General features: G+C 62.4%; 26 protein-coding genes. 11 read left to right on the top strand and 15 right to left on the bottom strand.

The genetic code is table 11. The features are described 5' to 3' along the window. The first annotated feature begins 13 nt into the window (after window positions 1-13). Window positions 14-1,225: an acetyl-CoA C-acetyltransferase gene (locus AC1DVN_RS14165; RefSeq protein ID WP_047888311.1), complete on the top strand. Its 1,212-nt coding sequence runs from the start codon at window positions 14-16 to the stop codon at window positions 1,223-1,225. Here AC1DVN_RS14165 and AC1DVN_RS14160 read toward each other — a convergent pair whose 3' ends face one another. Continuing rightward, window positions 1,226-1,765, bottom strand: coding sequence for a MarR family winged helix-turn-helix transcriptional regulator (locus tag AC1DVN_RS14160; RefSeq protein ID WP_020970947.1), 540 nt, complete (start codon window positions 1,763-1,765; stop codon window positions 1,226-1,228). A gap of 72 nt (window positions 1,766-1,837) precedes the next feature. Here AC1DVN_RS14160 and AC1DVN_RS14155 point away from each other — a divergent pair, with 72 nt between their 5' ends. Beyond that, complete coding sequence (locus AC1DVN_RS14155; protein ID WP_020909286.1) at window positions 1,838-2,563, top strand: SDR family NAD(P)-dependent oxidoreductase; 726 nt, start codon at window positions 1,838-1,840, stop codon at window positions 2,561-2,563. Here AC1DVN_RS14155 and AC1DVN_RS14150 read toward each other — a convergent pair whose 3' ends face one another. Both AC1DVN_RS14150 and AC1DVN_RS14145 read right to left on the bottom strand, forming a co-directional pair. Continuing rightward, entirely contained in the window at window positions 2,564-3,283 is a 720-nt protein-coding gene (locus AC1DVN_RS14150) for a dienelactone hydrolase family protein (protein ID WP_047888312.1), read from the bottom strand. A 46-nt stretch (window positions 3,284-3,329) separates the two neighbouring features. Further along, window positions 3,330-4,379 (bottom strand): ABC transporter substrate-binding protein, encoded by a 1,050-nt coding sequence (locus tag AC1DVN_RS14145; protein WP_021331867.1) that lies wholly within the window; start codon window positions 4,377-4,379, stop codon window positions 3,330-3,332. Between the two features lie 346 nt (window positions 4,380-4,725). Here AC1DVN_RS14145 and AC1DVN_RS14140 point away from each other — a divergent pair, with 346 nt between their 5' ends. Beyond that, window positions 4,726-4,929 carry a cold-shock protein gene (locus tag AC1DVN_RS14140; RefSeq protein ID WP_003939930.1) on the top strand — a complete coding sequence of 68 codons (204 nt, stop codon included), beginning with the start codon at window positions 4,726-4,728 and terminating at the stop codon, window positions 4,927-4,929. A 70-nt stretch (window positions 4,930-4,999) separates the two neighbouring features. Here the strand turns inward: AC1DVN_RS14140 and AC1DVN_RS14135 are convergent, their stop codons facing one another. The 4 genes from AC1DVN_RS14135 to AC1DVN_RS14120 all read right to left on the bottom strand — a co-directional run bounded on the left by AC1DVN_RS14135 (window position 5,000) and on the right by AC1DVN_RS14120 (window position 8,727). Next, window positions 5,000-5,728, bottom strand: coding sequence for a Clp protease N-terminal domain-containing protein (locus AC1DVN_RS14135; RefSeq protein ID WP_477993939.1), 729 nt, complete (start codon window positions 5,726-5,728; stop codon window positions 5,000-5,002). A 70-nt stretch (window positions 5,729-5,798) separates the two neighbouring features. Then, window positions 5,799-6,584 (bottom strand): alpha/beta fold hydrolase, encoded by a 786-nt coding sequence (locus AC1DVN_RS14130; protein WP_477993938.1) that lies wholly within the window; start codon window positions 6,582-6,584, stop codon window positions 5,799-5,801. 83 nt (window positions 6,585-6,667) lie between these two features. Beyond that, entirely contained in the window at window positions 6,668-7,660 is a 993-nt protein-coding gene (locus AC1DVN_RS14125; protein ID WP_477993937.1) for an ABC transporter substrate-binding protein, read from the bottom strand. A gap of 428 nt (window positions 7,661-8,088) precedes the next feature. Beyond that, on the bottom strand, window positions 8,089-8,727 hold the full coding sequence (locus tag AC1DVN_RS14120; protein WP_069145530.1) for a DUF2461 domain-containing protein: 639 nt from the start codon (window positions 8,725-8,727) through the stop codon (window positions 8,089-8,091). 80 nt (window positions 8,728-8,807) lie between these two features. On the opposite strand from AC1DVN_RS14120, the gene AC1DVN_RS14115 reads away from it, so the two are divergent. Beyond that, window positions 8,808-9,659: a mechanosensitive ion channel family protein gene (locus tag AC1DVN_RS14115; RefSeq protein ID WP_020970954.1), complete on the top strand. Its 852-nt coding sequence runs from the start codon at window positions 8,808-8,810 to the stop codon at window positions 9,657-9,659. A 94-nt stretch (window positions 9,660-9,753) separates the two neighbouring features. Here the strand turns inward: AC1DVN_RS14115 and codB are convergent, their stop codons facing one another. Continuing rightward, on the bottom strand, window positions 9,754-11,085 hold the full coding sequence (gene codB / locus AC1DVN_RS14110) for a cytosine permease (RefSeq protein ID WP_069145529.1): 1,332 nt from the start codon (window positions 11,083-11,085) through the stop codon (window positions 9,754-9,756). Beyond that, a complete protein-coding gene (locus AC1DVN_RS14105; RefSeq protein WP_069145528.1) occupies window positions 11,082-11,546 on the bottom strand; it encodes a nucleoside deaminase in 465 nt (154 codons plus the stop codon). Before AC1DVN_RS14105 ends, codB begins: the two co-directional genes overlap by 4 nt. A gap of 175 nt (window positions 11,547-11,721) precedes the next feature. Here AC1DVN_RS14105 and AC1DVN_RS14100 point away from each other — a divergent pair, with 175 nt between their 5' ends. After that, window positions 11,722-13,242 (top strand): PucR family transcriptional regulator, encoded by a 1,521-nt coding sequence (locus AC1DVN_RS14100; protein ID WP_235170408.1) that lies wholly within the window; start codon window positions 11,722-11,724, stop codon window positions 13,240-13,242. A 28-nt stretch (window positions 13,243-13,270) separates the two neighbouring features. Further along, window positions 13,271-13,915 carry a formylglycine-generating enzyme family protein gene (locus tag AC1DVN_RS14095; protein ID WP_251011342.1) on the top strand — a complete coding sequence of 215 codons (645 nt, stop codon included), beginning with the start codon at window positions 13,271-13,273 and terminating at the stop codon, window positions 13,913-13,915. Here AC1DVN_RS14095 and AC1DVN_RS14090 read toward each other — a convergent pair. Both AC1DVN_RS14090 and AC1DVN_RS14085 read right to left on the bottom strand, forming a co-directional pair. Continuing rightward, window positions 13,898-14,473: a P-loop NTPase family protein gene (locus AC1DVN_RS14090; protein WP_477993936.1), complete on the bottom strand. Its 576-nt coding sequence runs from the start codon at window positions 14,471-14,473 to the stop codon at window positions 13,898-13,900. The two genes, AC1DVN_RS14095 and AC1DVN_RS14090, sit on opposite strands and share 18 nt — an antisense overlap. Window positions 14,474-14,491: 18 nt before the next feature. After that, a complete protein-coding gene (locus AC1DVN_RS14085; RefSeq protein WP_477993935.1) occupies window positions 14,492-15,601 on the bottom strand; it encodes a DUF6670 family protein in 1,110 nt (369 codons plus the stop codon). Between the two features lie 146 nt (window positions 15,602-15,747). On the opposite strand from AC1DVN_RS14085, the gene AC1DVN_RS14080 reads away from it, so the two are divergent. From AC1DVN_RS14080 to AC1DVN_RS14070, 3 genes are read left to right on the top strand one after another with little or no spacing between them, the layout of a single operon-like run. Beyond that, window positions 15,748-16,590: a lysophospholipase gene (locus AC1DVN_RS14080; protein WP_477993934.1), complete on the top strand. Its 843-nt coding sequence runs from the start codon at window positions 15,748-15,750 to the stop codon at window positions 16,588-16,590. A 2-nt stretch (window positions 16,591-16,592) separates the two neighbouring features. Beyond that, complete coding sequence (locus AC1DVN_RS14075) at window positions 16,593-17,159, top strand: nucleotidyltransferase family protein (protein WP_141488314.1); 567 nt, start codon at window positions 16,593-16,595, stop codon at window positions 17,157-17,159. A gap of 59 nt (window positions 17,160-17,218) precedes the next feature. After that, the gene (locus AC1DVN_RS14070; protein ID WP_070795608.1) at window positions 17,219-18,022 is read left to right on the top strand and encodes a transglutaminase-like domain-containing protein; all 804 of its coding nucleotides are present in this window, start codon (window positions 17,219-17,221) and stop codon (window positions 18,020-18,022) included. Between the two features lie 8 nt (window positions 18,023-18,030). On the opposite strand, the gene AC1DVN_RS14065 is transcribed toward AC1DVN_RS14070, so the two are convergent. The 4 genes from AC1DVN_RS14065 to AC1DVN_RS14050 form a co-directional block, all read right to left on the bottom strand. After that, a complete protein-coding gene (locus AC1DVN_RS14065) occupies window positions 18,031-19,002 on the bottom strand; it encodes an alpha/beta hydrolase (protein ID WP_041815310.1) in 972 nt (323 codons plus the stop codon). A gap of 143 nt (window positions 19,003-19,145) precedes the next feature. Beyond that, a complete protein-coding gene (locus AC1DVN_RS14060; protein WP_031333817.1) occupies window positions 19,146-19,583 on the bottom strand; it encodes an SRPBCC family protein in 438 nt (145 codons plus the stop codon). A gap of 75 nt (window positions 19,584-19,658) precedes the next feature. Then, window positions 19,659-20,189, bottom strand: coding sequence for a gluconokinase (locus AC1DVN_RS14055; RefSeq protein WP_020909302.1), 531 nt, complete (start codon window positions 20,187-20,189; stop codon window positions 19,659-19,661). A 12-nt stretch (window positions 20,190-20,201) separates the two neighbouring features. After that, window positions 20,202-21,590, bottom strand: a complete 1,389-nt coding sequence (locus AC1DVN_RS14050) for a GntP family permease (RefSeq protein ID WP_019745529.1) — start codon at window positions 21,588-21,590, stop codon at window positions 20,202-20,204. A gap of 133 nt (window positions 21,591-21,723) precedes the next feature. Between AC1DVN_RS14050 and AC1DVN_RS14045 the strand changes: the two genes are divergently transcribed. Together AC1DVN_RS14045 and AC1DVN_RS14040 are read left to right on the top strand one after the other, a co-directional pair. Further along, complete coding sequence (locus tag AC1DVN_RS14045; RefSeq protein WP_042953057.1) at window positions 21,724-22,452, top strand: FadR/GntR family transcriptional regulator; 729 nt, start codon at window positions 21,724-21,726, stop codon at window positions 22,450-22,452. A 97-nt stretch (window positions 22,453-22,549) separates the two neighbouring features. Then, window positions 22,550-23,557, top strand: a complete 1,008-nt coding sequence (locus AC1DVN_RS14040; RefSeq protein WP_019745531.1) for an NAD(P)H-dependent glycerol-3-phosphate dehydrogenase — start codon at window positions 22,550-22,552, stop codon at window positions 23,555-23,557. The last annotated feature ends 13 nt before the right edge of the window (window positions 23,558-23,570 follow it).

The following is a 23,570-nucleotide window of genomic DNA, read 5'->3' as shown; positions in this document are numbered from 1 at the left end:
CAAGGAAGAACCAATGCCTGACGTTGTCATCTGTGAACCGCTCCGCACCCCTGTCGGCCGCTTCGGCGGTGTCTTCCGTGACGTAGCCCCGGAAGATCTCGCCTCGACGTTGATCGCCGAACTCGTCACGCGTACCGGCATTTCCGGCGCGGAGATCGACGACGTCATTCTCGGCCAGGCTTCGCCGAACGGTGAAGCTCCGGCGATCGGACGCATCGCGGCGCTCAACGCCGGTCTGGGCGTCGATGTTCCCGGCATGCAGGTGGATCGCCGGTGCGGGTCGGGATTGCAGGCAATCATCCAGGCCGTCATGCAGGTTCAGTCCGGTGGCAGTGATCTGGTCCTCGCGGGTGGTGCCGAGTCGATGAGCCAGGCAGAGTTCTACGCAACCGGAATGCGTTGGGGTGTCAAGGGTGAAGGTGTTGCGCTCAGCGATCGTCTCGCGCGCGCCCGCGTGACAGCCGGCGGACGCGACTTCCCGGTTCCCGGCGGAATGATCGAAACGGCAGAGAACCTGCGCGCCGAGTTCTCCATCAGTCGCGAAGATCAGGACGCACTCGCTGTGCAGTCGCATCAGCGTGCCGTTGCCGCACAGAAGAACGGCGTCTTCGCCGAGGAAATCGTTCCGGTATCCGTTCCGCAGCGCAAGGGTGAGGCCCTGCTCGTCGACACCGACGAGCATCCGCGGGCCGACACTTCGATGGAATCGCTTGCACGCCTTCGTCCCATGCGCGCAAAGATCGACCCGGACTCCACCGTGACGGCAGGTAATGCCAGCGGCCAGAACGACGGCGCAGCGCTGGCGATCGTCACCACCGCAGACAAAGCCCGCGCACTCGGACTGCGACCCCTCGTACGCCTGGCAAGTTGGAGCGTTGCCGGAGTTCCCCCGCGCACCATGGGCATCGGTCCCGTCCCGGCGTCGGAGAAGGCACTCGGCCGCCTCGGATTGACCCTGGCGGACATGGATGTCATCGAACTCAACGAAGCCTTTGCGGCACAAGCACTTGCAGTCCTGCAGAGTTGGAAGCTCGAAGCCGACGACCCACGCGTCAACCCCAACGGCTCCGGCATCTCCCTCGGCCATCCGGTCGGTGCCACGGGTGGACGAATCCTGGCCACCCTGTTGCGCGAGATGGACCGTCGCGAAGCGCGTTACGGCCTCGAGACGATGTGCATCGGCGGCGGGCAGGGCCTGGCTGCAGTGTTCGAGCGTCTGTCCTGATCAAGCCCCGACGTGCGCGACGCCAGGGTCACCGAGTTCGCCGCGTAGACCGTCGAGAAAGACACGCAGCAGTTCGGTGAGTTCGGCCTGCTGCTGCTCGGTGAGAATCGACGTCAGTTCGGCTTCACGGCCGAGGACTCGGTCCACCAATTGCTCCACCAGTTCGTGACCGGCGGCAGTGAGGGTCACGAGCACTAGTCGTGACCCTTGCGCGGCGGAGGACCTCTCCACCAGACCCGCGTTCTCCGCGCGCGCGAGTCGCTGCGAGATCGCACCGGCCGTGACTCCGGTCTGCTCGGTGATCTGGCGAGTCGTCAACTGATACGGCTCGCCGGATCGCCGCAGGACACTGAGTAGGTCCAGCGTGGCTGTGTCCGCACCGGCCGAGGCGAGTACCCGTCGGCGATCCTCACCGAGCAGCTTGGCGCACATCCACAGCCTGGTCACAATGCCGATACCCTCTACGGGCGTGCCCGGCCTTTCGCGAAGCCAGGCCAACGCAACCGCGTCCACCGCGTCGTCCGGGTTGTAATCGCCCACCACTGCACACCTCATTTAGCTCTAAATGATACGTTCTTCGTATAGGTCTAAACGTAGCTCACGGAGGTAGGCATGACACGCACAGTTCTGGTAACCGGCGGCGGAACAGGGATCGGGCGCGCAGTTGCAGCGGCGTTCGCCCGAGACGGAGACACAGTTTTTGTCACCGGCCGACGCACGGAACCACTCGAAAAGACCGCGGAGGAGTTGGGTTCCGATGTTCACGCCTTGACGTGTGATAACTCCGACCCGAAAGACCTGAAGCGGCTGCAGGATTCGCTTCCGGGAACCATCGACGTCGTGGTGCACTGCGCCGGTGGCAACACGGACTTCGATCGCGAAGCACCGTCAGATCTGGAATCCCTGGCCGCCGGGTGGCGTGCGAATCTGGACTCCAATCTCATCTCGGCAGTGCTGACCACAGCCGCAGTTCGCGATCGAATCCCCAGCGGCGGTGCCGTCATCACCATCGGATCGATTGCCGCCGACAAGGGCGCGGGCGCGTACGGCGCTGCCAAAGCCGCAGTTGCGACGTGGAATATCGATCTGGCCGCCGAGCTGGGGCCCGAAGGCATCACCGCGAACATCGTCTCCCCCGGCTACATCGCTGACACCGAGTTCTTCCGAGACTTTCTGACGGACGAGCGTCGCGCGATGCTGATCGAGTCCACCAGCACCAAGCGCGCCGGAACACCGGACGACATCGCATCAGCCGTCCACTTCTTGGCCTCACCGGGCGCCCGGCAGATCACCGGTCAGGTATTGGCAGTCAACGGCGGTGAGAGAACCAGTCGCTGATCATGCCAGGTGGCGCCCGAAGAACGAGTCGATTCGCTTCCAGGCATCCTGCGCTGCAACAGGATCGGGACCGATTCCGAGGATGCGCTCCAACGGACGAAGCACCTTGGGTCCGGCCTCCGCGTCGTTGAGGAACGCGTGGCCGGCGGTGGGGTACTCCTTGACGTCGTTCTCGATACCGGCATTGCTGAGCGCCGTCTCCAGCTTCGCTGCCGCACCGCGGAGCGAGAAGTCCTTGCCTCCGAAACTCCCGACGATCGGGCACGCATCCACCACGGCCTCATCGAGTTTGCGTGGAAGCTGACCGTAGTTGACCGAGGCAGCGTCGAAATCTCCGGCGCTGACCATCGCGAAGCCGCCGCCCATGCAGAATCCGATGACACCGATCTTTCCGGTGCAGTCCGGGGATTCCAACAGCCAACTGCGAGCGACTTCGATGTCGGTGAACGCCTTGCCGTGTCCTCGAAGCATCGACGTCATGGTGGGCACGAGGCACCGCTTCGCCCCGCCCGCGCTGTAGAGGTCGACAGCGAGCGTCAGGAATCCCGCAGAGGCCAGCCGCTTGGCTTGCCGCTGCATCACCTCCTCGAGCCCGAAGGCCTCGTGAATCATCACTACCCCCGGCCACGGGCCGGGGGTAGTGGGGGTTTCGAGTATCGCTCGCAGCGGTTGTGATCCGCCGACAACTGCGGCGCGGCCAGTCAGATCTATGTCCACCATGTTTCGATGCTAGGCCGACGCAGGGTCCGTACGCTCGGAAGCGAGGTCAGGGGAGTTGTTTTCCCTGGCCCGCCGCAAGCCCGGTCAAGACCTCGGCGAGCTGCGGCAAGGCGTACGGCGCGCTCAGTGGACCGAAATTGTCGACAAAGGCATTCGAGAGCAGAAGTTCGACCGGCGCATAGGCTCGCGCCTTCACCGCGGGGAGGTTCTGGAAAACTGCGAAGTTCTCCAACCTCGTCGTCGCTTCCTGATCAGAAGCGAGGCTGAGCAAAATGTCTGCGGGTGCTAGTACCTCCGCCTGCTCCATCGACAGCGCAGTCATCTGCTCGGCGTTGTATCCGCGATAGTTGAGTCCGAGTTCGCGCAGCAGAACCCCGGGCGCACTGGCATCCCCCTGCACATACAACTGATCGCCGTACATCGAGCCGATCATGATCGTCTTGCCACCCAAGCCATTCAGCGAAGCGGCAGTGTCGGAGATCAGGGCGTCGGTCCGGGCGATCGCTGCAGCAGCGGCCTCGTCGACAAAAGCGGCCTGCCCGACCGTGGCGACGCCGTCACGCCACGAGGTGGTCCAGTCCAGCGCGATGACAGGCGCGATCTGGCTGAGCCTCTCGGCTGCCGGTTCGAGATAGGTCTTCATTCCGATGATGAGATCCGGTGAGTAGCGCGCGATGATTTCCGGGTTGATTTCGCCTGTGGTGTCGAAGCTTTCGAGATCGGCTATTCCAGCGGTGCTCTGCCAAGGCAGTGCACCGCGGTCCCACGCACCCGTATTGCCGTAGGCGACTGGGTGAACGCCGAGAGAGAGCAGGAATTCGAGATCCGTGAAGTCGCTGGCAACAACGATCCTTTCCGGCTTCCCCGAGATCGTGGTGGTGCCGAGCGCATTGATCACCTCGCGTTGTTCGCCGGCATCAGAAGCATCTGACGTAGTCGAACAACCCGCAAGGATGGCGGCCGCTGCCACTGCGCCGACGCCGAAGAACCCACGGCGACTGAGCTGGTCCACCAGTTCAGACGTCGTGGATTCACAAATCGTTCCGTACATGTATGCACTCTCCTTCTCGGCGACTGCTGCGCGCGCCGAGGGCACAGCGAATGAGAGGTTAGCCCACCCTCATCTTCCATAGGGTTCCTACGTTTGCGATTCCGAGAGATCGGAGCGATAAATATGGACCGTTCTCGAGCGGACAAGTACATTCCCGCTGATCTATCACCGCAGGCAGTTGGGCGAGCCACCAGTCCCTGCCTTCGGCGATCGGGTCGCTCCAGCGTCGAAAATCAGTCGAAGATCAGTTGCCATTCCCTCCTCGAAAGCGTCCGAATTACCGTCTTTTGCACGTCGCCCACCGTTCGACTTGCGCGGCGTGGGAGGATAGACACATCGAGATCGGGACTTCGATGTGAGGGCCCGGATCGAGTTTGTAGGGAGTATCGGTATGGCACAGGGCATCGTGAAGTGGTTCAACGGCGAAAAGGGCTTTGGTTTCATCGCTCCCGACGACGGAACACCGGACGTGTTCGTTCATTACTCTGAAATCTCGGGCAACGGCTACAAGTCGCTCGACGAGAACCAGCGTGTGGAGTTCGAGGTTGGCCAGGGCCAGAAGGGTCCTCAGGCCACCAATGTGCGCGCTGTCTAATCAGTGACACAAGAAGAGGGCCGCACCCGCAAGGGTGCGGCCCTTCTTCTGCATCAGATTCACCCCTGAATCACTGATCCTGAATGACGGCCAACGCTCCCACGATATTCGACTCCGCAACCGACTTCGAGAATCCGAGATCAGCCAGAACACCTGATCCGTCTTCGAGTTCGAGCAGCGCGAGCAGGATGTGCTCGGTTCCGATGTAGTTGTGGCCCAGGCGAAGAGCCTCACGAAACGTCAGTTCCAGCACCTTGCGCGCGCGAGCGTCGTACGGAATAAGTTCTGGCAGTTCGGAAGTCGGAGCCGGGAGTACACCGGCCACTGCAGCTCGGACGGACCTGAGCTCCACCCCCTGCGCCACTATCGCCTTCGCAGCCAACCCGGCAGGCTCCTCGACAAGCCCCAGGAGCAGGTGCTCCGGCTGGATCTCTGCGTTACCGGCGGCGCGGGCTTCGTTCTGCGAGACCGTGACGACGTTCTTCGCCCGGGGAGTGAACCGGTTGAACCCTTCGTTCGGATCCATCGGCTTCTGATCACTCGGCACCTTGGGAACAAAACGCTTCTGCGCAGCCTGCTTCGACACACCCATGCTCGCACCGATCTCCGTCCACGACGCTCCCGACCTGCGCGCCTGGTCGACGAAGTGGCCGATCAGGTGATCTGCAACTTCACCGAGATGATCAGCGGCGATCACGGCGTCGGACAGTTGGTCGAGCGCGTCGGTGTGCACCTTCTTGATCGCGTCGATGAGGTCGTCGAGTCGAACCTTGTTGGTCATTTCCACTGGCTTACTCATGCGTCAACCATAGGTTGACGCAATCGAAAACGTCAACCCTAGGTTGACGATCGTTTTCGCCGCCCAGCGATTAGCCGGAAAAGAACTCGCGTAGAGCCGGGACGATAGCGTCGTCGGCAACGCCGTGACCCTGACCGGGGATCTCCAAAGTCTTTGTCCCCGAGACTTTTGCAGCGATTCGCGTCGCCGAAGAAGGCGCCCACTGACCACTGTCACCGCCGTACATGACCAAGGTGGGGACGGTAATGGAGGCAAGCCAGTCGAGCGACTGACAGCCGTGATCACACATGGCGACGTCGTAAGGCAAGGTGTGCGCGATGGCGCACATGTCGGGCCAATCGGCACTCCGCTTGATCTCGTCGACCATCTCCGGGGATGCACCGGTCAGATCCAGAAAACGCGTCACAGCACCTTCCCTGTCGCCGGCCGCGATCAACCGCTCCAGGTCACTTTGGGCAGTCTCGTCACGCTGGTCGTCATCCATGTACGGCGCCTCGTAGACGGCGAGCTTACGCATCGGCACGGCCTGCGCTGCGGCTTCCAAAGCCAGCGCAGCACCCGACGACAATCCGTAGACCAGCGGCGTTTCACCGGTGGCAGCGACGACCGCCCGCAAGTCCTCCACCTCGGCGTCGATCGAGAACGCACGACTGTCACCGCTGTCCCCGCGTCCGCGCCTGTCGTACGAGTACACCGTGAAGTCCGCCGCCAACGCAGCAGCGAGAGAATCGAACCATCCTCGATCGCAGAACGCTCCGGCAACCAGAACCACTGCTGGTCCGGCACCGGAGCGTTCGTATGCGATGGTCGTGCCGTCGCGGGATTGCACTACCGCTGGGGATTGCTCTGTTTGCACGTCGATCTCCTCAGGTTTGGTCAATGCCTACCTGATTAGACCGCCCGCGTTACCGAAACTCATCGGTCCGATCGGCAGAGGCTTCAGCTGATCTTGTTGTACAGGGCATCCCAACCCTGTGCCACGTACGAAATCGTGTAGATCGAACCGTAGAACGTGGAGCCACCCAGACTGGTGACGTTGCCAGCCTGCACTGCCGGGAGTCGCTGCCACAGCTTGCTCGCCACCAATGCCTGGAACGCGGCACTGTCCTCGTTTTCGGTGATCATGAAGCCGTCGACGCCGGCCAGCACATCGAGGCCTTCGAGGCTGACGCCGCCCTCGGGATCGAGGCCCTCCGACGTGGCAGTTTTGCCACCGATGTCGCCGAGCGTCATGTCGCTGGGCTTGTCGCCCTTCTCGGACGTACGGATGCTCGTGACGTACAGCGTGTTCGTGTCTGGCATGAACGAGACACTGGCAACGGTTTTGGACGCAATCTTCTCGGCATGACGACTGCGGATGTCGGAAATCAGATTGTCGTAGTCGAGCGTCAATCGATCGAGTGTGGCCGTTCGACCGAGCCAGCCCGACAGCCGCGAGAGGTTTGTACGCCAGTCGTCGGTGAACTCGGTCGTCAGAACCGGTGCGATGGTGGACATCTCGGCGACCGGCCACCACTCGCTCTCGTAGTTGAGGCACACGATCAGGTCGGGCTCGAGTGCCAAGATCTGTTCGCGGTTGGGGATCTCCGACAGGAACGGCACCGACGAATCGATAGGCACCCACGGTGTCGCCTGGGCGTACGTGTAACCGACGAGCGGAAGTTCCAGCGCTACAGCAGGTTCCAGGTCGAGCCGTGAGTCGATCGCGACAACCCTCTTCGGATTGACGGGAATGTCGTAGGTACCGAGAGGTGTCGTCACAGAACGCATTTCGGTTTCACCCGAACTGCTCCCGCTGTCACCGCAGGCTGCCAGGAACGCGCCCAGTCCGACGATTCCGGCACCGAAGCCGAACTGCCGACGTGTGAGGTCCGAAACGAGGCGGTTGTCGGAGTAGCCCCCGGGAAGCAAGAGCGTGGATTGAGCGGGCATGCGCGTCGAACCTCCAGAAGAAATGAATCATCCACTGTTGCGAGCGGATAAGGATGCCCTAACAGCGTACTCAGGGAGGGTCGTCGCGATCGGCCCAGAAATAGTCGAATCAGGCCAATTCGCACCCCTTACTTGTCGAGTTTGCGCATCTCGACGAAGTAGACCGCACTGAACGCGAGGTAGGTGCCGACGATTCCGAGGACCGAGATGATCAGGACGAGAGCGAGAAACATAGCCATGATGGTCTCCACTGACACGGGTTGTTCACGATGTCGATCGAGAGAAAATGGCTTCGAACTGCGGCGCTGCGACTCGAAGCGGGGCCGAAACTTTCGGTTACACACACCACGCTAGCCCCAGGCGTCTCGAGTTTCGATGAACTCGAGGTGAACTCTCCTACGGCTACGTCACACTTTTCTGTCGGACGGTCAGTTCGGTCCGAGCACCTGTCCGGACCATTCGACCAAGGGCGTCAGTGCGCGCCACGCTGTGCGAACTTCCTTCAATGTCCTGGCGCTGTCCAGCCACGACGGGCTTGGGTAACTACGACCAGCAGTCAGCGACTTGTGACGCAGCAATTCGATCCGCGGGTGGTCGACCGTGTATCCGCGAGGCGCCGTCTTGAGCTCGTCGCCGCCGATCGTGAATCCGGCCTTCTCGACGGAGGCCAGGATCTTCTCGAGCTCCGGCCCTCGAACGTCGTCGTCGACAGCCGCACGATAACGCGCGATGGTCTCCGAACTGCTGGCGTAGAAACCACCGGCCACCATCAACCCTGCCGCGTCGATCTGCACGTAGTAGCCACAGCTCTCGGCGAGACCGACGAACGCTCCCTGGTGCGTCTTGTACGGGATCTTGTCCTTCGAGAATCGAACGTCACGATATGGCCGAAAGAGCTTTGCCGTGCCGAATTCGTCCTCCAACGCCGCGGTCAACGACGCCATCGGACGACGAACCACTTCGTCGTACGTCTCCTTGTGCGCTGCCCACCAGGTCTTGCTGTTGTCAGCCTCCAGGTCTTCGTAGAAGTCGAGTGCAGCAACGGGTATGCCAGTGAACGCAGCCATGGCGTAAGCCTAGCTGCCTGTACGGCTTTGGACCGCCTGCCCTGCGACGATGCCCGGATCGGCCGGAATCCGTAGAATGCATGGGGATGATTTCCGAAATACAAGCATGGGAACTGACCGACACCAACCGAGACTGGCTGATACACCGACCCGTCGAGATCGCGATCTACGTGGCGCTCGCAGTCGTTCTGCGCTTCGCACTGCACCGCGGGATCGATCGAATGTCGAAGCCTCGCAAGTCTCCGAACGCCAAGGTGAACGAGCGCCGATCGCAGCGAGCCCGGACCATCGGTTCGGTACTCAAATCGACGGTGTCCATCGTCATCCTCGTCTGGTGTGTGCTGCAGATCCTCGGCATTCTCGGGATCAACGTCGCGCCGTTCATCGCATCCGCCGGAGTCATCGGTCTTGCCATCGGTTTCGGTGCACAAAACCTGGTGCGTGACTTCCTCTCCGGCATCTTCATGTTGCTCGAGGATCAGTACGGTGTCGGCGACGTCGTCGATCTCGGTGACGCGGTCGGCACCGTCGAAACAGTGGGCCTGCGTGTCACCACGATTCGAGATGCCAACGGCACCTTGTGGTACTGCCGCAATGGCGAAATCCTGCGAGTGGGCAACATGAGTCAGGGTTACGCCACTGCAGTTCTCGATCTCCCGATCGCCCACAACGCGAACGTGCACAAAGCGTGCGAGGTGGCGACGCGAGCTGTCCTCGAGGCGGCGGAGTCCGAACCGATCAGGGCGGACATGATCGACAAACCGGAGATGCTGGGAGTCAATTCGGTTACTGCCGAGGCAATTACCATTCGAGTGACGGCGCAGGTCAAGCCTGGGCGCCAGTGGGCAGTCCAGCGCGCATTTGCACGCTCGGCGCTGACTGCGTTCGAAGAGCAGGGAATCGAGGCACCTTACCTGCCTGTTCTACGCTGACGGTTGAGACGGAATCGTCTGCCCTTTCCATCAATTACGCGAGCCCCCGGCGGGGTCGAAACCACCGGGGGCTCGCTGGTGCCTGAAGCACGATTCAGACGGTGGAGGTCGAGACCTCCCGATCTGCCGAGCTGTTGCCAAACACCCTGTGCAGGAACATCGTCAGAGCAATTGCTGCCACGATTCCGATCAGCGGCGGGATTCCCACCTCGAACTCACCGGAAAGCCAAGCGAGGAACGCTGCGACGGCATAGACGGCGAGGTTTCGCCAGTGGACCGGCTGCGGGGTGTATCCCTCGGGAATGCCGCGCCGCCACCGGCACAGGAAGTCCGCGATGATCACGCCGCCCAATGGCGGGATGAACGTTCCGAGCAGGCTCAGATAGTCGACAAGATGGTTGTGCACACCGGTCAGGGCGAGCGCCGTGCCGATCACACACCCACCGATGACGAACGGGGTCTTGCGGGGCTTTCTGAACAATTCGGCGCCGGCCACCCCGAAGGCGTATGCGGTGTCTGCGTTGCTCTTCCAGAGGTTTCCGAACAGCAAGACCAGACCCCAGCCGACAAGCCCGAGGTTGTAGAGAATCAGCACGAAGTCACCCTCGTGGAACGTGATGGCTCCGATGGCACCGAACAGGATCATCAATCCGTTTCCGAGCAGGAACCCGATAACGCAGGCCCACACCGCTTGTGATCCGGAACGGGCAAACCTGGTCCAGTTGGGCGCTTGCGTTCCCGCCGATACAAATGTGCCGACCACAGTGGTGATTGCGAGCGCGATCGTCATGGTCGTCTGTGGTTGAACCGAGACCAGGCCGGAGAATCCACCGACTTCCTCGAGGGACCGGAACACGACCCAGCAGGCCAACGCCAGAATCAAGGGCGTCGAGACGAGCGAGACCCAATACATTCCGCGGTAGCCGTAGCAGGCAGTGATGCACATCAAGATGCTCGCCGCGATCATCACCGACGCTCGCGCGAGATAGGAATCCCAGCCCAATGCCTGCGCGGTGAGATCGCCGATCGTGCCGATGATCACTCCGTACCAGCCGATCTGGGTACCGCCCAGCAGGATCGAAGCGAGCTTGGACCCGCGAGTGCCGAAACTGTAGCGCGCCATCACAACTGTTGTGAGTCCGGTTCGGGCGCCGACGAACCCCATCATGGCGACGTACACCCCCAAGATGGCGGATCCGGCGGCGATCACCACCATCAGTTTCCAGAACGAGAACGCGGTACCGAGCGCTGCTCCGGCCAACATCGTCGGTGTGAAGATGGTGAACCCCAACAACACCACCGCGAGTGAGAAGAACGGCTTTCGTGCATGAAGCGGAACCGGACTAACGGGATAGTCCGGGTCGACCGGAGGGCCTGCGCTCTCCGAATCGCCTGCGACCGTGGCAGGTTCGACGGCGCTGCTCATACAACTTCGCCGATGTCTTCGAGCCACAGGCTCGGGCGCTCGGTCAGCATGCGGTCCATCAGTGCCACACACTCCGCGTCGTCGACGACGTCGACCTGAATTCCGCTGCTGCGCAACCATTCTTCCGACGCTTCGAAGGAACGATTTTCGCCGACCACGATTCGAGGGATCTCGTACAGGCGCGCCGTTCCGGCGCACATGAAGCACGGCGACAAAGTCGTGTAGAGGACACACTCGCGATACACCGAGGCCGGCAGTCGTCCGGCACGCTCGATGCAGTCGGTCTCTCCGTGACGGATGGGGCTGTTCATCTGGACCCGACGGTTACGTCCGACTGCGAGAACCTCGCCGCGGTGAATCAGCGCCGCGCCGATCGGCACGCCGCCCTCCTCCCAACCGATCTTCGCCTGTTCGATCGCAAGTCCGAGAAAATACTCATCGGTGTGTGCCGGGTGATTCATGTGCGCTCCTGGAGTCTGACCAAAATCGTCGATTGTGGCTCGTGTCACAATCCGACCACGGTGGTAACAGCCCGACAAGGGACAACCTGTCAGTTCGGCAGAACTAGCTCTATGACGAAGTGCCCCCTCGGCGGACGATATAGAAATGCTTCCGACTCTGCGACAAGTTCTTGCGATGCCCTCGTTCAAGGCCGCCGCAATCGAGGTGCTCGCGGGCGACGTCGATACCGCGGTGGTTCGCTGGGTCCATTCTTCCGAGGTGTACGAGATGGGTGGGCTGCTGTCCGGAGGTGAGGTCCTTCTGACCACGGGCCTCGGTCTGCACGGGCGGTCTCCCGAGCAGCTCACCGCCTACATCGACCAGTTGGCGGACGCAGGATGCGTCGCGCTCGCGATGGAAGTCGGTCGCTCGTTCCTCACGGCCCCTCCCGAACTCGTCGAAGCATCGCGCCGACGCGGGCTCGCGTTCTTGGCCCTGCACGCGGTAGTGCCCTTCGAGCGGATGGTCGAAGACTTTCACGACCTGATGCTCCGCCGCACTCTCGGTTCGGCGCAAGCGGGCGAGCCTGTCTGGCAAGAACTTCTGAGTCTCGTGGTCGCAGGCCAGGGCATGACCGCGCTGCTCGACAAGGTGTCACGACTCGCGGGGTGCGCCGTCGATCTGCTCGACGCGGATGGCAGAACCGTCGAGCGCAGCACAACCGGCGCAGAGCGATCCGAGACCGAGCGCACGATCCACGACGTACGCGGCCCGACGAACTCGCTCGGTCGACTTGTCTTGTGCGGGCGCGCAACCACACGTCGAACCGCCGTCGCAAACTGCGCCGCCGTCGCCGTGGCGCTGGAACTCGGACGTCACGGCGATGTCGGCCCACGACAGTCACTCGCGCAATCGGTGATCACCGACGTGGTGGGCGGTGTGCTCACATCACACGGCGACTTGTCCGAGCGACTGACAGCGGCCGGGTGGACGCCGTTGTCGGAGGGGCACCATGTCCTCGTCGCCGCTGTCGACGTCGATCGGCAAACGCCGGTTCGAGAGCTCGCTGACCAAGTACGCGACGCCGTGCGGGCCGTGCTCGGTTCCTGCGTCGTCGGGACTGCGGCCAATCACGTCATCGTGCTCGCGCACGGGTGGGCGTCCGCATCCCCGGCACGAGTTCGGGCCACCTTCACCGAAGCCGACGAGCTGCTACGCCGCGGGCCGGGCGGTTCCGCAGTACGCACGCTCGGAGTTGCGACGCCGGCCGAGGATCTGTCCGGCGTCGGGGCGGCGGTCGCGCAAGCTCGCGAGGTCGTCCAGATCGCGCGACGCTTCGGCACCCGGACCGGCGTGATCCTCGCGAGGGACGTCGGCGTCCAACGACTCCTCGCCGCCGGCACGACGCCCGCTTCCCTGTCCTCGTTCGTCACGGAGCAACTCGGTTCGCTGATCGCCTACGACACAGCACATTCCGCCGACCTCGTCCGAACACTCGACGCGTACCTCGCACATCGGGGCGGCAAGGCGAGAACCGCGGATTTCCTCGGCATCCGGCGTCAGTCGCTTTATGCACGGCTCACGCGCATCGAGAAGCTGATGGGTGTTTCCCTCGACGATCCGGCACAGGTGGTGTGTCTCGGGCTTGCGCTGACCGCATGGCGCATGCGCACCGGCCTTGATCCACAAGCAGCGTTCGAGCGTCTCCCCGGGTGAGCAACCGAGCTTCTGCGATGATGGACGTATGACCGGAGCAGCGGAGTTGATGATCGAGATCCCTGCCGGCGAGGTGCACCTTCGGGACGACCGCAAAGGCACTGCATGGACCTCGAAAGTCGAATCCTTCCGCCTCGCACGCCATCTCACCACCAGGGCACTGCTTCACGGAAATTCGTCGGGCGATTCGAGCAAACCCGCGGTCGACCTTTCGTGGAAAGACGTCATCGCAACCTGCAACTCGCTGTCAGTCGCGGACGGTCTGACACCCGCATATCAAGACGTCGACACCGATTCTCCGCGGTGGGACCGGGCGGCAACTGGCTACCGGCTCGCCACCGAGGCCGAGTGGCAGTACGCGTGCAAAGCCGGCACCTCCGGCTACCGCTACGGCGAAATCGACGAGATTGCCTGGTACAGCGACAATTCAGGGGGACGGGCACATGACGTCGGGATGAAGGCGCCCAACAATTGGGGCTTGTTCGACATGATCGGCAATGTCTGGGAATGGTGCTGGGATCTCTACGACCCCGAGGTGTACGGCACGTACCGGATCTTCCGCGGCGGCAGTTGGGCCGAAAGTGAACGCGGTTGCGGCGCTACCGTACGGAGACGAAGCCACCCGACGTTTGCTATCGACGACCTGGGATTTCGCCTAGCTCAGACGATCTGAGGGCAGACGACCGAGAACTTCGAGCACAGCCTCGATCCCTTCTCGACTGCGCAGCCGAACTATCGGCAACGACGGCACATCGACCAAGACCGTGGCCATTCGCTCCGCGTTGCGTCCGTCGCTTCGCCAGGCCCACCGAACCACATGATCCGGATCGAACAGAATGGTGTGCAGTGGCGGCTCCATATTGCGGTTCCACAACACCTCTCGCTGCAATCGCCGACGCACGGTTCGTGTGATCACCTGGCGCATCACCGTCCGCCGAGGCAGATCCAACCACAGCATCAGGTCCGCACGCTCGGCCAGTAGCCGACGCACCGCACCGTACTGCCACTCGGTCACCCAGGCCGGCTCGCTGGAAAAGCGTCGTACTTCGGGTTCGAAACTCTCGAGCGGAATCCAGTCGGGCCCGTGGAAGAGAGAGTCCAACTCGGTGTGTTCGATCTCGAGAAGCCGACCGATTCGACCGGCGAGAGTCGTCTTTCCGGCGCCCGAGGTCCCCGCGACAAGGATCTTCTGCGGACGAACCGTCAGCTCGGCAGGGTCGACGAAAGGCACCGATACACACTAGGGGCCTTAGGCTTCGCAGTCCACCCATTCGATGTAACCGGTGCCGTTGATCGACGCACCGTCGAAACTTCCCCGGTAGGTGTACGCGCCGACGTACCCCTTACCGTGGCCGTAGCGCCACTCCGAGTCGATCTCGGCCTCGAACTCCACGATCGTCCTGCCGTAATCGCGTACCTGCCAACGTAGTACGCGCGGCACACGCATCTCACGTCCCTCCGGGTCGACATGCAATGTGTCGGCGTACTCGAGTACGTCGAACACCACGTCGTCGAAGACCTTCGCACTGCCGTCAACAGTCCGAATGTAGGCGAGCTTGCAAGCCGTAACCCCTGACGCTCGAACATCGTTGAGCAACAACTGATGCCGGTCGTCGAGCTGAACGATCTGGTAGGTGAAGAAGTCGGCCGGGAGTTTCCAGGACTCGGGAAGGGCGCGGCGGGTCAACGATTGCGGTGTCATGCACCGCGCGTATTCGACGGTGCACGGAGCCGAAATACTCACCGGTCCATCCGGACTCGAAATCGTTCCGGAACACTGCGCCAGCAGACTGACGTGGTCGTAGACGGGATTGCGCACGAACCACGACGCTTGATCTGATGCCACGATCTCGAGATCGACGTCGAAAGAGTCGTATCGTCCGGTGACACGGAACTTCGGATAGCTGTTCTCGATGATCAGGTTGTCACCGAAGGCGATTCGCGAACCATCTTCTTCGAACGCACACTCATCGGCAGCGTCGTACGCCCGATAGAAGTGATGCCCCGGCGCTGCGGTAGAACTCAGCACGGTTGCGGTGTTTCGCGCGTCGGGTGCAGCGAGATAGTCGTTGTCGAACACCACCGTCCCGGTTGCACCGATCAACGTCATGATGTTGAGGTAACGGAAAGGCCCTGGCAGCCGGGGAACGAAGATCCCGTAGTGCGTCCACGCGAACTTCCGCGAAGCCAGGTGCGGACGCATCATCTCGGGCCGATCGAACGGGCGTACCGATTCCGCCATTCGCTTGTCGATCAGCGGTAGCGCGCCGTCCAGCAAGGCCCGAACCGCGGGTCGCCACAATCGGCGCGAGCGGGTGGCTGGAACAGGGTCGGAACGATCAACGGTTTGTCCGGTCACGCCCCTAAGTTAATGTAACCAGCCGTAACAAACAAGTGTCGAAGTTTCCTCGACGACCTCACACCCTGAACACCCGCGCCCTGCCCACGGGGCGAATAGCATGTGAGAATCCGCGTACCGGAACCGGTCGCAGAGAGGGCGCAACAATGCAGCACGAAGAGTCGTCGTTCACCGGAGTAGCCGGCACCAAGATCGTCTACGACGTGTGGACACCGGACCGCGAACCCACCGGGGTTCTTGTCCTGTGCCACGGACTCGGCGAACACGCGAGGCGCTACGACCATGTTGCTGCGCGGCTCGGGGAACTCGGGCTCATCGTGTACGCACCCGACCATCGCGGACACGGACGCTCTGGCGGCAAGCGCGTTCACCTGAAGGAATTCTCCGACTTCACCGACGACGTCCACACGTTGTTCTCGATCGTGGCGGCGGCACATCCCGGCAAGGACAAGTTCCTGCTCGGCCACAGTATGGGAGGCGCAATCGCACTTTCTTATGCCCTCGACCATCAGGCCGATCTCAAAGCACTCGCCCTGTCCGGACCTGCTGTGATCATCGCAACCGGCACTCCGAAGATCGTGATGCAGTTGGGCAAGATCGTCGGCAAGTACCTCCCCGACGTGCCTGTCGAAAACCTGGAAGCGGCTGCCGTATCTCGTGATCAGAAGGTCGTCGACAAGTACAACGCCGACCCGCTGGTTCACCACGGCAAGGTTCCTGCTGGAATTGCGCGCGGCATGATCACCGCCGCGGAAGGCTTCCCGGCGCGCCTGCCATCGCTCACCATTCCAGTACTGCTTCAACACGGCTCGGACGACCGATTGACGGACCCCGCCGGCAGCAAGCTCGTAGCAGAGTTGGCCGGTTCTTCGGACGTCACCTTGAAGGTGTACGAGGGCTTGTATCACGAGATCTTCAATGAGCCTGAGCAGGAAGAGGTTCTGAACGATCTGATCGAGTGGCTGCGCCCGCGGGTCACCGGAGCATAATCATGTCGACGTGCGGGATCCTGCTGGCTGCCGGGGCCGGATCCCGCATGGGCAAACCGAAAGCTCTCGTTACGGGCACGGACGGCCAGCCTTGGCTTCGCCACGGGGTGGCGACGCTGCAGTCCGCCGGACTCTCACCGGTCATCGTGGTTCTCGGCGCACAGGCCGAGGACGCCGTCGAACTGCTGCCCACCACCGATGTCATTGTGGTGAAATCGGATTGGAAACGGGGAATGAGCGCATCACTACGCTGCGGACTCGAGGCAGCCATGCAGATCGAGGGTGCCGAGGCGGCAGCGATCTCCCTGGTCGACGTCCCGGACCTGAACACCGACACCGTGACGCGAATCGCGGGTCAGGGCATCCCATCACGAAACATACTGCGAAGAGCTGTCTTTCACGGAAGGCCCGGCCATCCTGTCCTGATCGGACGCGACCATTGGCCGACGCTTGCAGAGTCACTCACCGGGGACGGCGGCGCCAACACCTATCTACGCGAACACGGCGTGGAGTTGGTGGAGTGCAGCGACCTCAGCAGCGGCGTCGACGTCGACTATCCCGAAGCCTGATCGCACTGTCACAATCCTCCCAGGTGGTGGGTGTCCGAATTCGGTGTAAAGATGATCCGATGAAACGTACCGTCGCCGCCCTGCTCGACATCGAGATCGACGAGGCGACCAATCTGGAGTTCAAGATCGCGGTGACGCGCGCGCCGGGTGTCGAACTGCTGGAAACGATGTCGTTCGTCCATGACGGCAATCCGATCGAACCCCGTGAGGTCATCGCCGAACACGGCACCCGGATTCACCTACTCGACTGTGCCCCAGGCAAACTGATCGTCAGCTACGATGCAACCGTCATCGGCCGCGCAGAACCGGCGTCGGTCAGCGACTACGACGTGTCGAAATATCTGCGCCCCAGTCGATATGCCGAGGCCGACAAGTTCTTCGGTTTTGTCGCCGGGCAATTCGATCTCGCCACTCCCCCGGCCGAACTCCTCCTCGAAGTCACGCGCTGGGTGAGTACACATTTGAGTTATGTTCCCGGCACCAGCCGCGGCACCGACAGTGCGGTGGACACCTTACTGGCAGGCGCCGGAGTGTGCCGCGACTACTCGCACCTGACCATCTCACTATTACGCGCCGTGGGGATTCCCGCGCGCTTGGTGGCCGTCTACGCGCCGGGCTGCGATCCGATGGATTTTCACGCCGTCGTCGAAGCCAGTATCGACAACGTGTGGCGCGTGGTCGATGCAACGCAATTGGCGCCGCGCAGCAATCTTGTGCGGATCTCGACCGGGCGAGACGCCGCGGATACCGCCTTCCTCGACAACCACGGCGGTTCGATCACGTTGCATGCCTCGGAAGTTCGCGCAGTCGTCGAGGGCGTTCTCGACAACGACGACTACGCAACACTCACGTCGATCGGCTGACAAACACCTCAGGCGCTGATCTGGTTCTGCGAGGCCATCGTTCGCTCGAGGAACTTGACCGTGAGATCAACGATCGCCTTACCCTCCCGAAGAGCTTTGCCGATCACCGGGAAAGCATGGATCTGCCCACTCCAGATGTGCGTTTCGACGGCTTGTCCTGCCTTGATCAGGTTTTCGGTCATGATCTCGACGTCCGGACGCATCAGTTCGTATTCGGCGGACACCAGGAACGACGGCGGAATCAGACTGGCGTCGGCGTTGATCGGAGACTGCGCACCAGGAATCTCGTCCGGACCCTCCAGCCACCGGTCCTTGAGCTTTTCGACCTGTGACATCGGTAGGTAGGCATCGCGTTTCATGAAATCGGGATCGTGGTCCTCGAGGTTCACGTTGAGAAGAGGGGAATATCCCACCACGGCAGCGGGCCGCGTGATTCCGCGCAGTGCGGCAATTTCGGCGACCTTCATGGCCAGGTAACCGCCCGCCGAATCACCGGCAAGCACAATCTTGTTCGGGTCTTCCGCTGTCTCGAGCAACGCGGTGTACGCGGCCATCGCATCCTTGACGGAGGTGCCGATGGAACCTTCCGGCAGCTGACGGTAGCGCACGGAGATCACCGGCACTCCGGCCTTCGCCGAGAGCAAACCGCACAGCGCGCGGTGCGTTGCCAGACCGCAGAAGACGAACCCACCACCGTGGAAGTAGAGGATCGTGGCTCCGGCCAACTCGCCCTGCGCTTTGCGTGGATGCTGCACCTTCTCGCTTGGCACACCACCAAGCGTGAAAGGCTCGATGTCGAGGTTCTTCGGCTTCGGCAGTTTGTCCGCCATCGCGTCGAGTCGCTCGAGTTGGCGGATGCCGCGTTCGGTGGTCGGCCAGAGGGTGAACATCGGCTTCACGAACGTCCTGGTCAGACAGAAGATAACCCGCGCTCGGGGACTCACGTTCCAATGCCATACCGTCGAATCTCGCGTCCGCATAGCGTCCTCCCAGGTCAAGACGTTTTGTGCATGTGAGTTACACATACTTGTCGACTGCTGTTGTGAACGATAACTGACGCTGCGTCAACACGACACGACGGGTAGGCATGAATTACTCGAGTATGTGCAAGTTCGGCTCGCAATCACGGCCGGGAGAGATACGCGGAGAGTCCGCGGTGCCCGCCACGCATCATCGCTTCATGATTCCACTCGAATACCGGCTTCGCGATCTTCGAGGCCAGACCGAGCGCTCCGAACACCGCTACTTGTTGCCGAAAGTCGGCGACGCAGCCAGATTCAGCGGGGCGTACCACCCAGCTACTCCACCCGGTCATTGCCCCGGAGAGACGCACTTGCAGACGTCGGGCAACGGGGTCTTCGACCTCGCGTCGCCCGAAGACCAGCAGCGTCAGAGGGACAGCGCTGCGGATGGCCATGGAGCCCGAGTGCTCGTCGGTCGCCCGGACTCGGCGTATCTGAGGCCACCACTGCGAATACCGCTCGGCGTCCGCGAGAACGGCGTAGACGCGGTCGGCAGAGGCCTGGAGCGTCCAGACGCTGTGGAAGTCGAAGTCGGTCACGATCAGGCCGTCTGAGCAGCAGCAGTCACCCATGCACCGTAACCCGAACCGCGGGTGCTTACACGCCTGGCATGCTCAGTACTCGAACGTCTCCACCCGTCGCAGGATCTCCTCCGCGATCTTGGCGGGACTCCCGCCCACGTCGACGACAATGGCTTGCTCGTCCGGGTCGACTGCCTCGAGTGTCGAGATCTGGGAGTCGAGGAGCGAGGCGGGCATGTAGTGATCGAGGCGGGCGGTCAATCGCTGGCCGATCTGATCCCGCGAACCGGCGAGGTGCACGAATACGACGTGCTCACCGCGAAGGACGTCGCGGTAGCTGCGCTTGAGTGCCGAACACGTGACGATGCCCGGCTGACCGGCGTCGGTATGGCTCTTGATCCAGACGGCGATCTTGTCGAGCCAGGGCCAGCGATCGTCGTCGTTCAGCGGATGCCCGGTCGCCATCTTGTCGATGTTCGCCTGCGGGTGCAGATCGTCGCCTTCTTGAAGGTCCCAGCCCATCGCTCCGGCGAGCATGCCGCCGACCGTCGACTTTCCCGAACCCGAGACACCCATCAGGACGAGCACGGGATACTGCTTCTGCTGTGCCGCTTCGCTGTTCATGTGCTCGCCTACCTAGATGAATGCGCTCAACACGAGCACTCCGGCCAGACCCGATACCGAGATGATGCATTCCATCACGGTCCAGGTCTTGAGGTTCTGTACCACGCTGACGCCCAGATACTCCTTCACCAACCAGAATCCGGCGTCGTTGACGTGCGAGAGGAAGAGCGAGCCCGCACCGATCGCCAAGACCATCAGCGAGACATGTGCGGACGAGAGGTCGGCCGCAACCGGAGCGAGGATGCCCGACGCCGTCACCGTTGCCACCGTTGCCGAACCCGTTGCGACGCGGATCAATACCGCTACCAGCCAGGCCAGGAACAGCACGGGAAGGCTGCTGCCCTTGATCGCGTCGGCGATCACTCCGGCGATACCGGTGTCGATCAGGACCTGCTTGAAACCGCCACCGGCGCCGACGATCAACAAGATGCCTGCGATGGGAGGTAGGGAACTCTCGAGTGACTTCGAGATGGCCTTGCGGTCCATTCCGCCGCCGCGACCCAGCAGCACCATTCCGACCAGAACCGCGAGACCCAAAGCCACAACGGGTGTTCCGAGGAAGTCGAGGACGGATTTGGGGAGTGCCTCGGAATCGGGTGCGATCACGTCGGCGAATGCCTTGCCCAGCATGAGAACAACCGGGAGGAGGATCGCTGCGAGAGTCGCCGCAAACGAAGGGCGCTGCTGCTTCTCTTCTTCACCTCGATCTTCGCCTGTGACAAAGAGATCCGGAACCTTCACGTCGACCCACCGCGCTGCGTACTTGCTGAAGACCGGACCGGCGAGAACAACAGTGGGGATCGCGACGAGGACACCGAGCGCGAGCGTGAGGCCGAGGTTTGCGTTCAATGCCGAGACTGCAACCAGCGGCCCTGGGTGCGGGGGAACCAACCCGTGCATGGCCGAGAGGCCGGCGAGGGTGGGGATCGCGATGCGCATCAGGGACAATCCGGATCGCCGCGCGACGAGGATGATGACCGGCATCAACAGAACGAGACCGATCTCGAAGAACATCGGCAGACCGATGACAGCGCCGACCAGAGCCATGGTCCACGGGAGTGCCTTGGTGCTGGAGCGGCCGACCAGTGTGTCGACGATTCGGTCGGCACCACCGGAATCGGCGAGGAGTTTGCCGAACATCGCGCCGAAACCGATCAGGATTCCGACGCTTCCCATGGTCGATCCGAAACCGGTGGCGAATGCTGCAACCGACTCTGCCGAACCGAGGCCGGCCGCCAGACCGACACCTACCGCGCCGATGGACAGCGCGAGGAAGGGATGCAGGTCGAGCCAGGTGATCAGCGCGATGATGACCGCGACGCCGGCGACTGCAGCGATGATCAATCGTGCGTCGCTACCAGCGGGGACGACCTCGGCCGCCAGCAATGCTGTGGTGTTCATAGGGACTCCCAGTCCGATGAGTGATTGAGGTCACTGTTCCTTAATTAACCTACAATTTCAAGAGCAGACACTAATTTGTAGTATTTATTCGCCTTGCACCGGGCTTACTCCATACGCATGGGACGATCTACGTATGCCTTCTGTCCCGTTTCAGCAGTTACACGACTCGATGCTGGAACAGCTCGGCCAAGACATAGTCGGTGGTGTGCTCCCCCCGGGAACCACGATCTCCGCCGACGAGGTGGCAACGCGCTACGACGTGTCGCGAACCGTCATCCGCGAAGTTGTCCGCGTTCTCGAATCTCTCGGATTGGCTTCGGTTCGTCGACGCGTCGGAATCACCATCCTGGGCTCCGAACACTGGAACTCGCTCGACCCCAATGTCATCCGCTGGCAACTGGCCGGTCCTGATCGGTTCGAGCAGCTTTCGATCCTGAGTGAACTCCGTTCCGGTATCGAGCCCCTGGCGGCGCGACTGGCCGCAACTCGCGCAACACCCGACCAGTGCGGCGCTCTGACCGCAGCCGTCATCGGCATGTCAGCTACCTCTCGCGCTGCCGATACCGGTGCCTATCTCGGCCATGACTCCGACTTCCACCGCACCCTGCTCGCCGCCTCCGGTAACCCGATGCTGCGGGCGATGTCGCAGATCGTCGTCGAGATACTCGAAGGCCGCACACGCCACTCCTTGATGCCCCACGAAGCCGACCCCGAAGCGATTCACCTGCACGGAGTGGTCGCATCAGCCATTCAGTCCGGCGACGCCGACGCTGCAGAAACCGCGATGCGCTCGATCGTCGCGGAATCCGCAGAAGCGGTCGAAACAATGCGCGAAAGCCCCGAACCGCCGCCTCATCTGTAAGTCGAGCCACAGACTCGCCGGAATTGGCCCGCAACTGCTCCGCAAGTGGAACGCTTGGCGCCATGACAGCACTCGCTACCCAGAACAGCGCACTCTGATGGCCCGCCCGGTACGCGTCGTCGTCCTCGGTGCCGGATCGTGGGGAACCACGGTGGCCGGCCTCGCTGCCCGCAACACTCCCACCCTGCTGTGGGCACGAAATTCCGAAGCGGCCGACGAGATCAATTCGCAACGGACCAACTCCAAATACCTTGGTGAGCGCAAACTTCCCAAGGGACTCAAGGCAACCTCGGATCTGGTCGAAGCCGCTCGTGAAGCGGACGTACTCGTATGTGGGGTGCCTTCGCACGCCGTTCGCGCCACCCTCGCCGAGATCGCCAACGAGGTTCGGGCGTGGGTCCCGGTGTTGTCACTGTCCAAGGGCCTCGAGCCCGGCACCCGGCAGCGCCCCACCGAAGTGATCGCCGAGTGCCTGCCCGGCCATCCCGTCGGACTGCTCGCGGGCCCCAACATCGCCAAAGAAATCGTCGACGGCATGGCCGCGGCATCGGTCGTGGCCACCCAGGACGATCGCGTCGCCGCCGCGCTGCAACCCCTGTTCGCGTCGTCGGTCTTCCGCGTCTACCGCAACACCGACGTGCTCGGTTGTGAACTCGGCGGCATCCTCAAGAACATCGTTGCCATCGCCTCGGGCATGGCCGACGGTCTGGGAGTCGGTGACAACACTCGCGCGATGGTGCTCGCACGCGGTCTCGCCGAAATGACCCGACTCGGTGAAGCGATGGGCGCCAACCCACGCACCTTTGCCGGCTTGACGGGCGTCGGCGATTTGATCGCCACCTGCATGGCTCCGACTTCTCGCAATCGTCGCGTCGGCGAAGCTCTGGCGCAGGGATTGACCGTCGAGGAGGCTGTCGCCAAGCTCGGTCAGGTCGCCGAGGGAGTAAAAACTGCCCCTACCGTCATGGATCTGGCTCGCGAATACGGCGTCGACATGCCGATTGCCGCGGAGGTCGAGGCCGTCATCGGCGGTCGCCAAAGTGCCAGCGACGCATATCGCGGACTTCAGAAGGTTGCCCCGGGCGGCGAGCACGAGGTGGCGTGAGGAAGATCTACAG

The sequence above is a fragment of the Rhodococcus sp. P4_E4 genome, from assembly GCF_056401575.1.
Note: the sequence above shows the minus strand (reverse complement) of the source record. Positions and strands in the feature narration are given on the sequence as shown.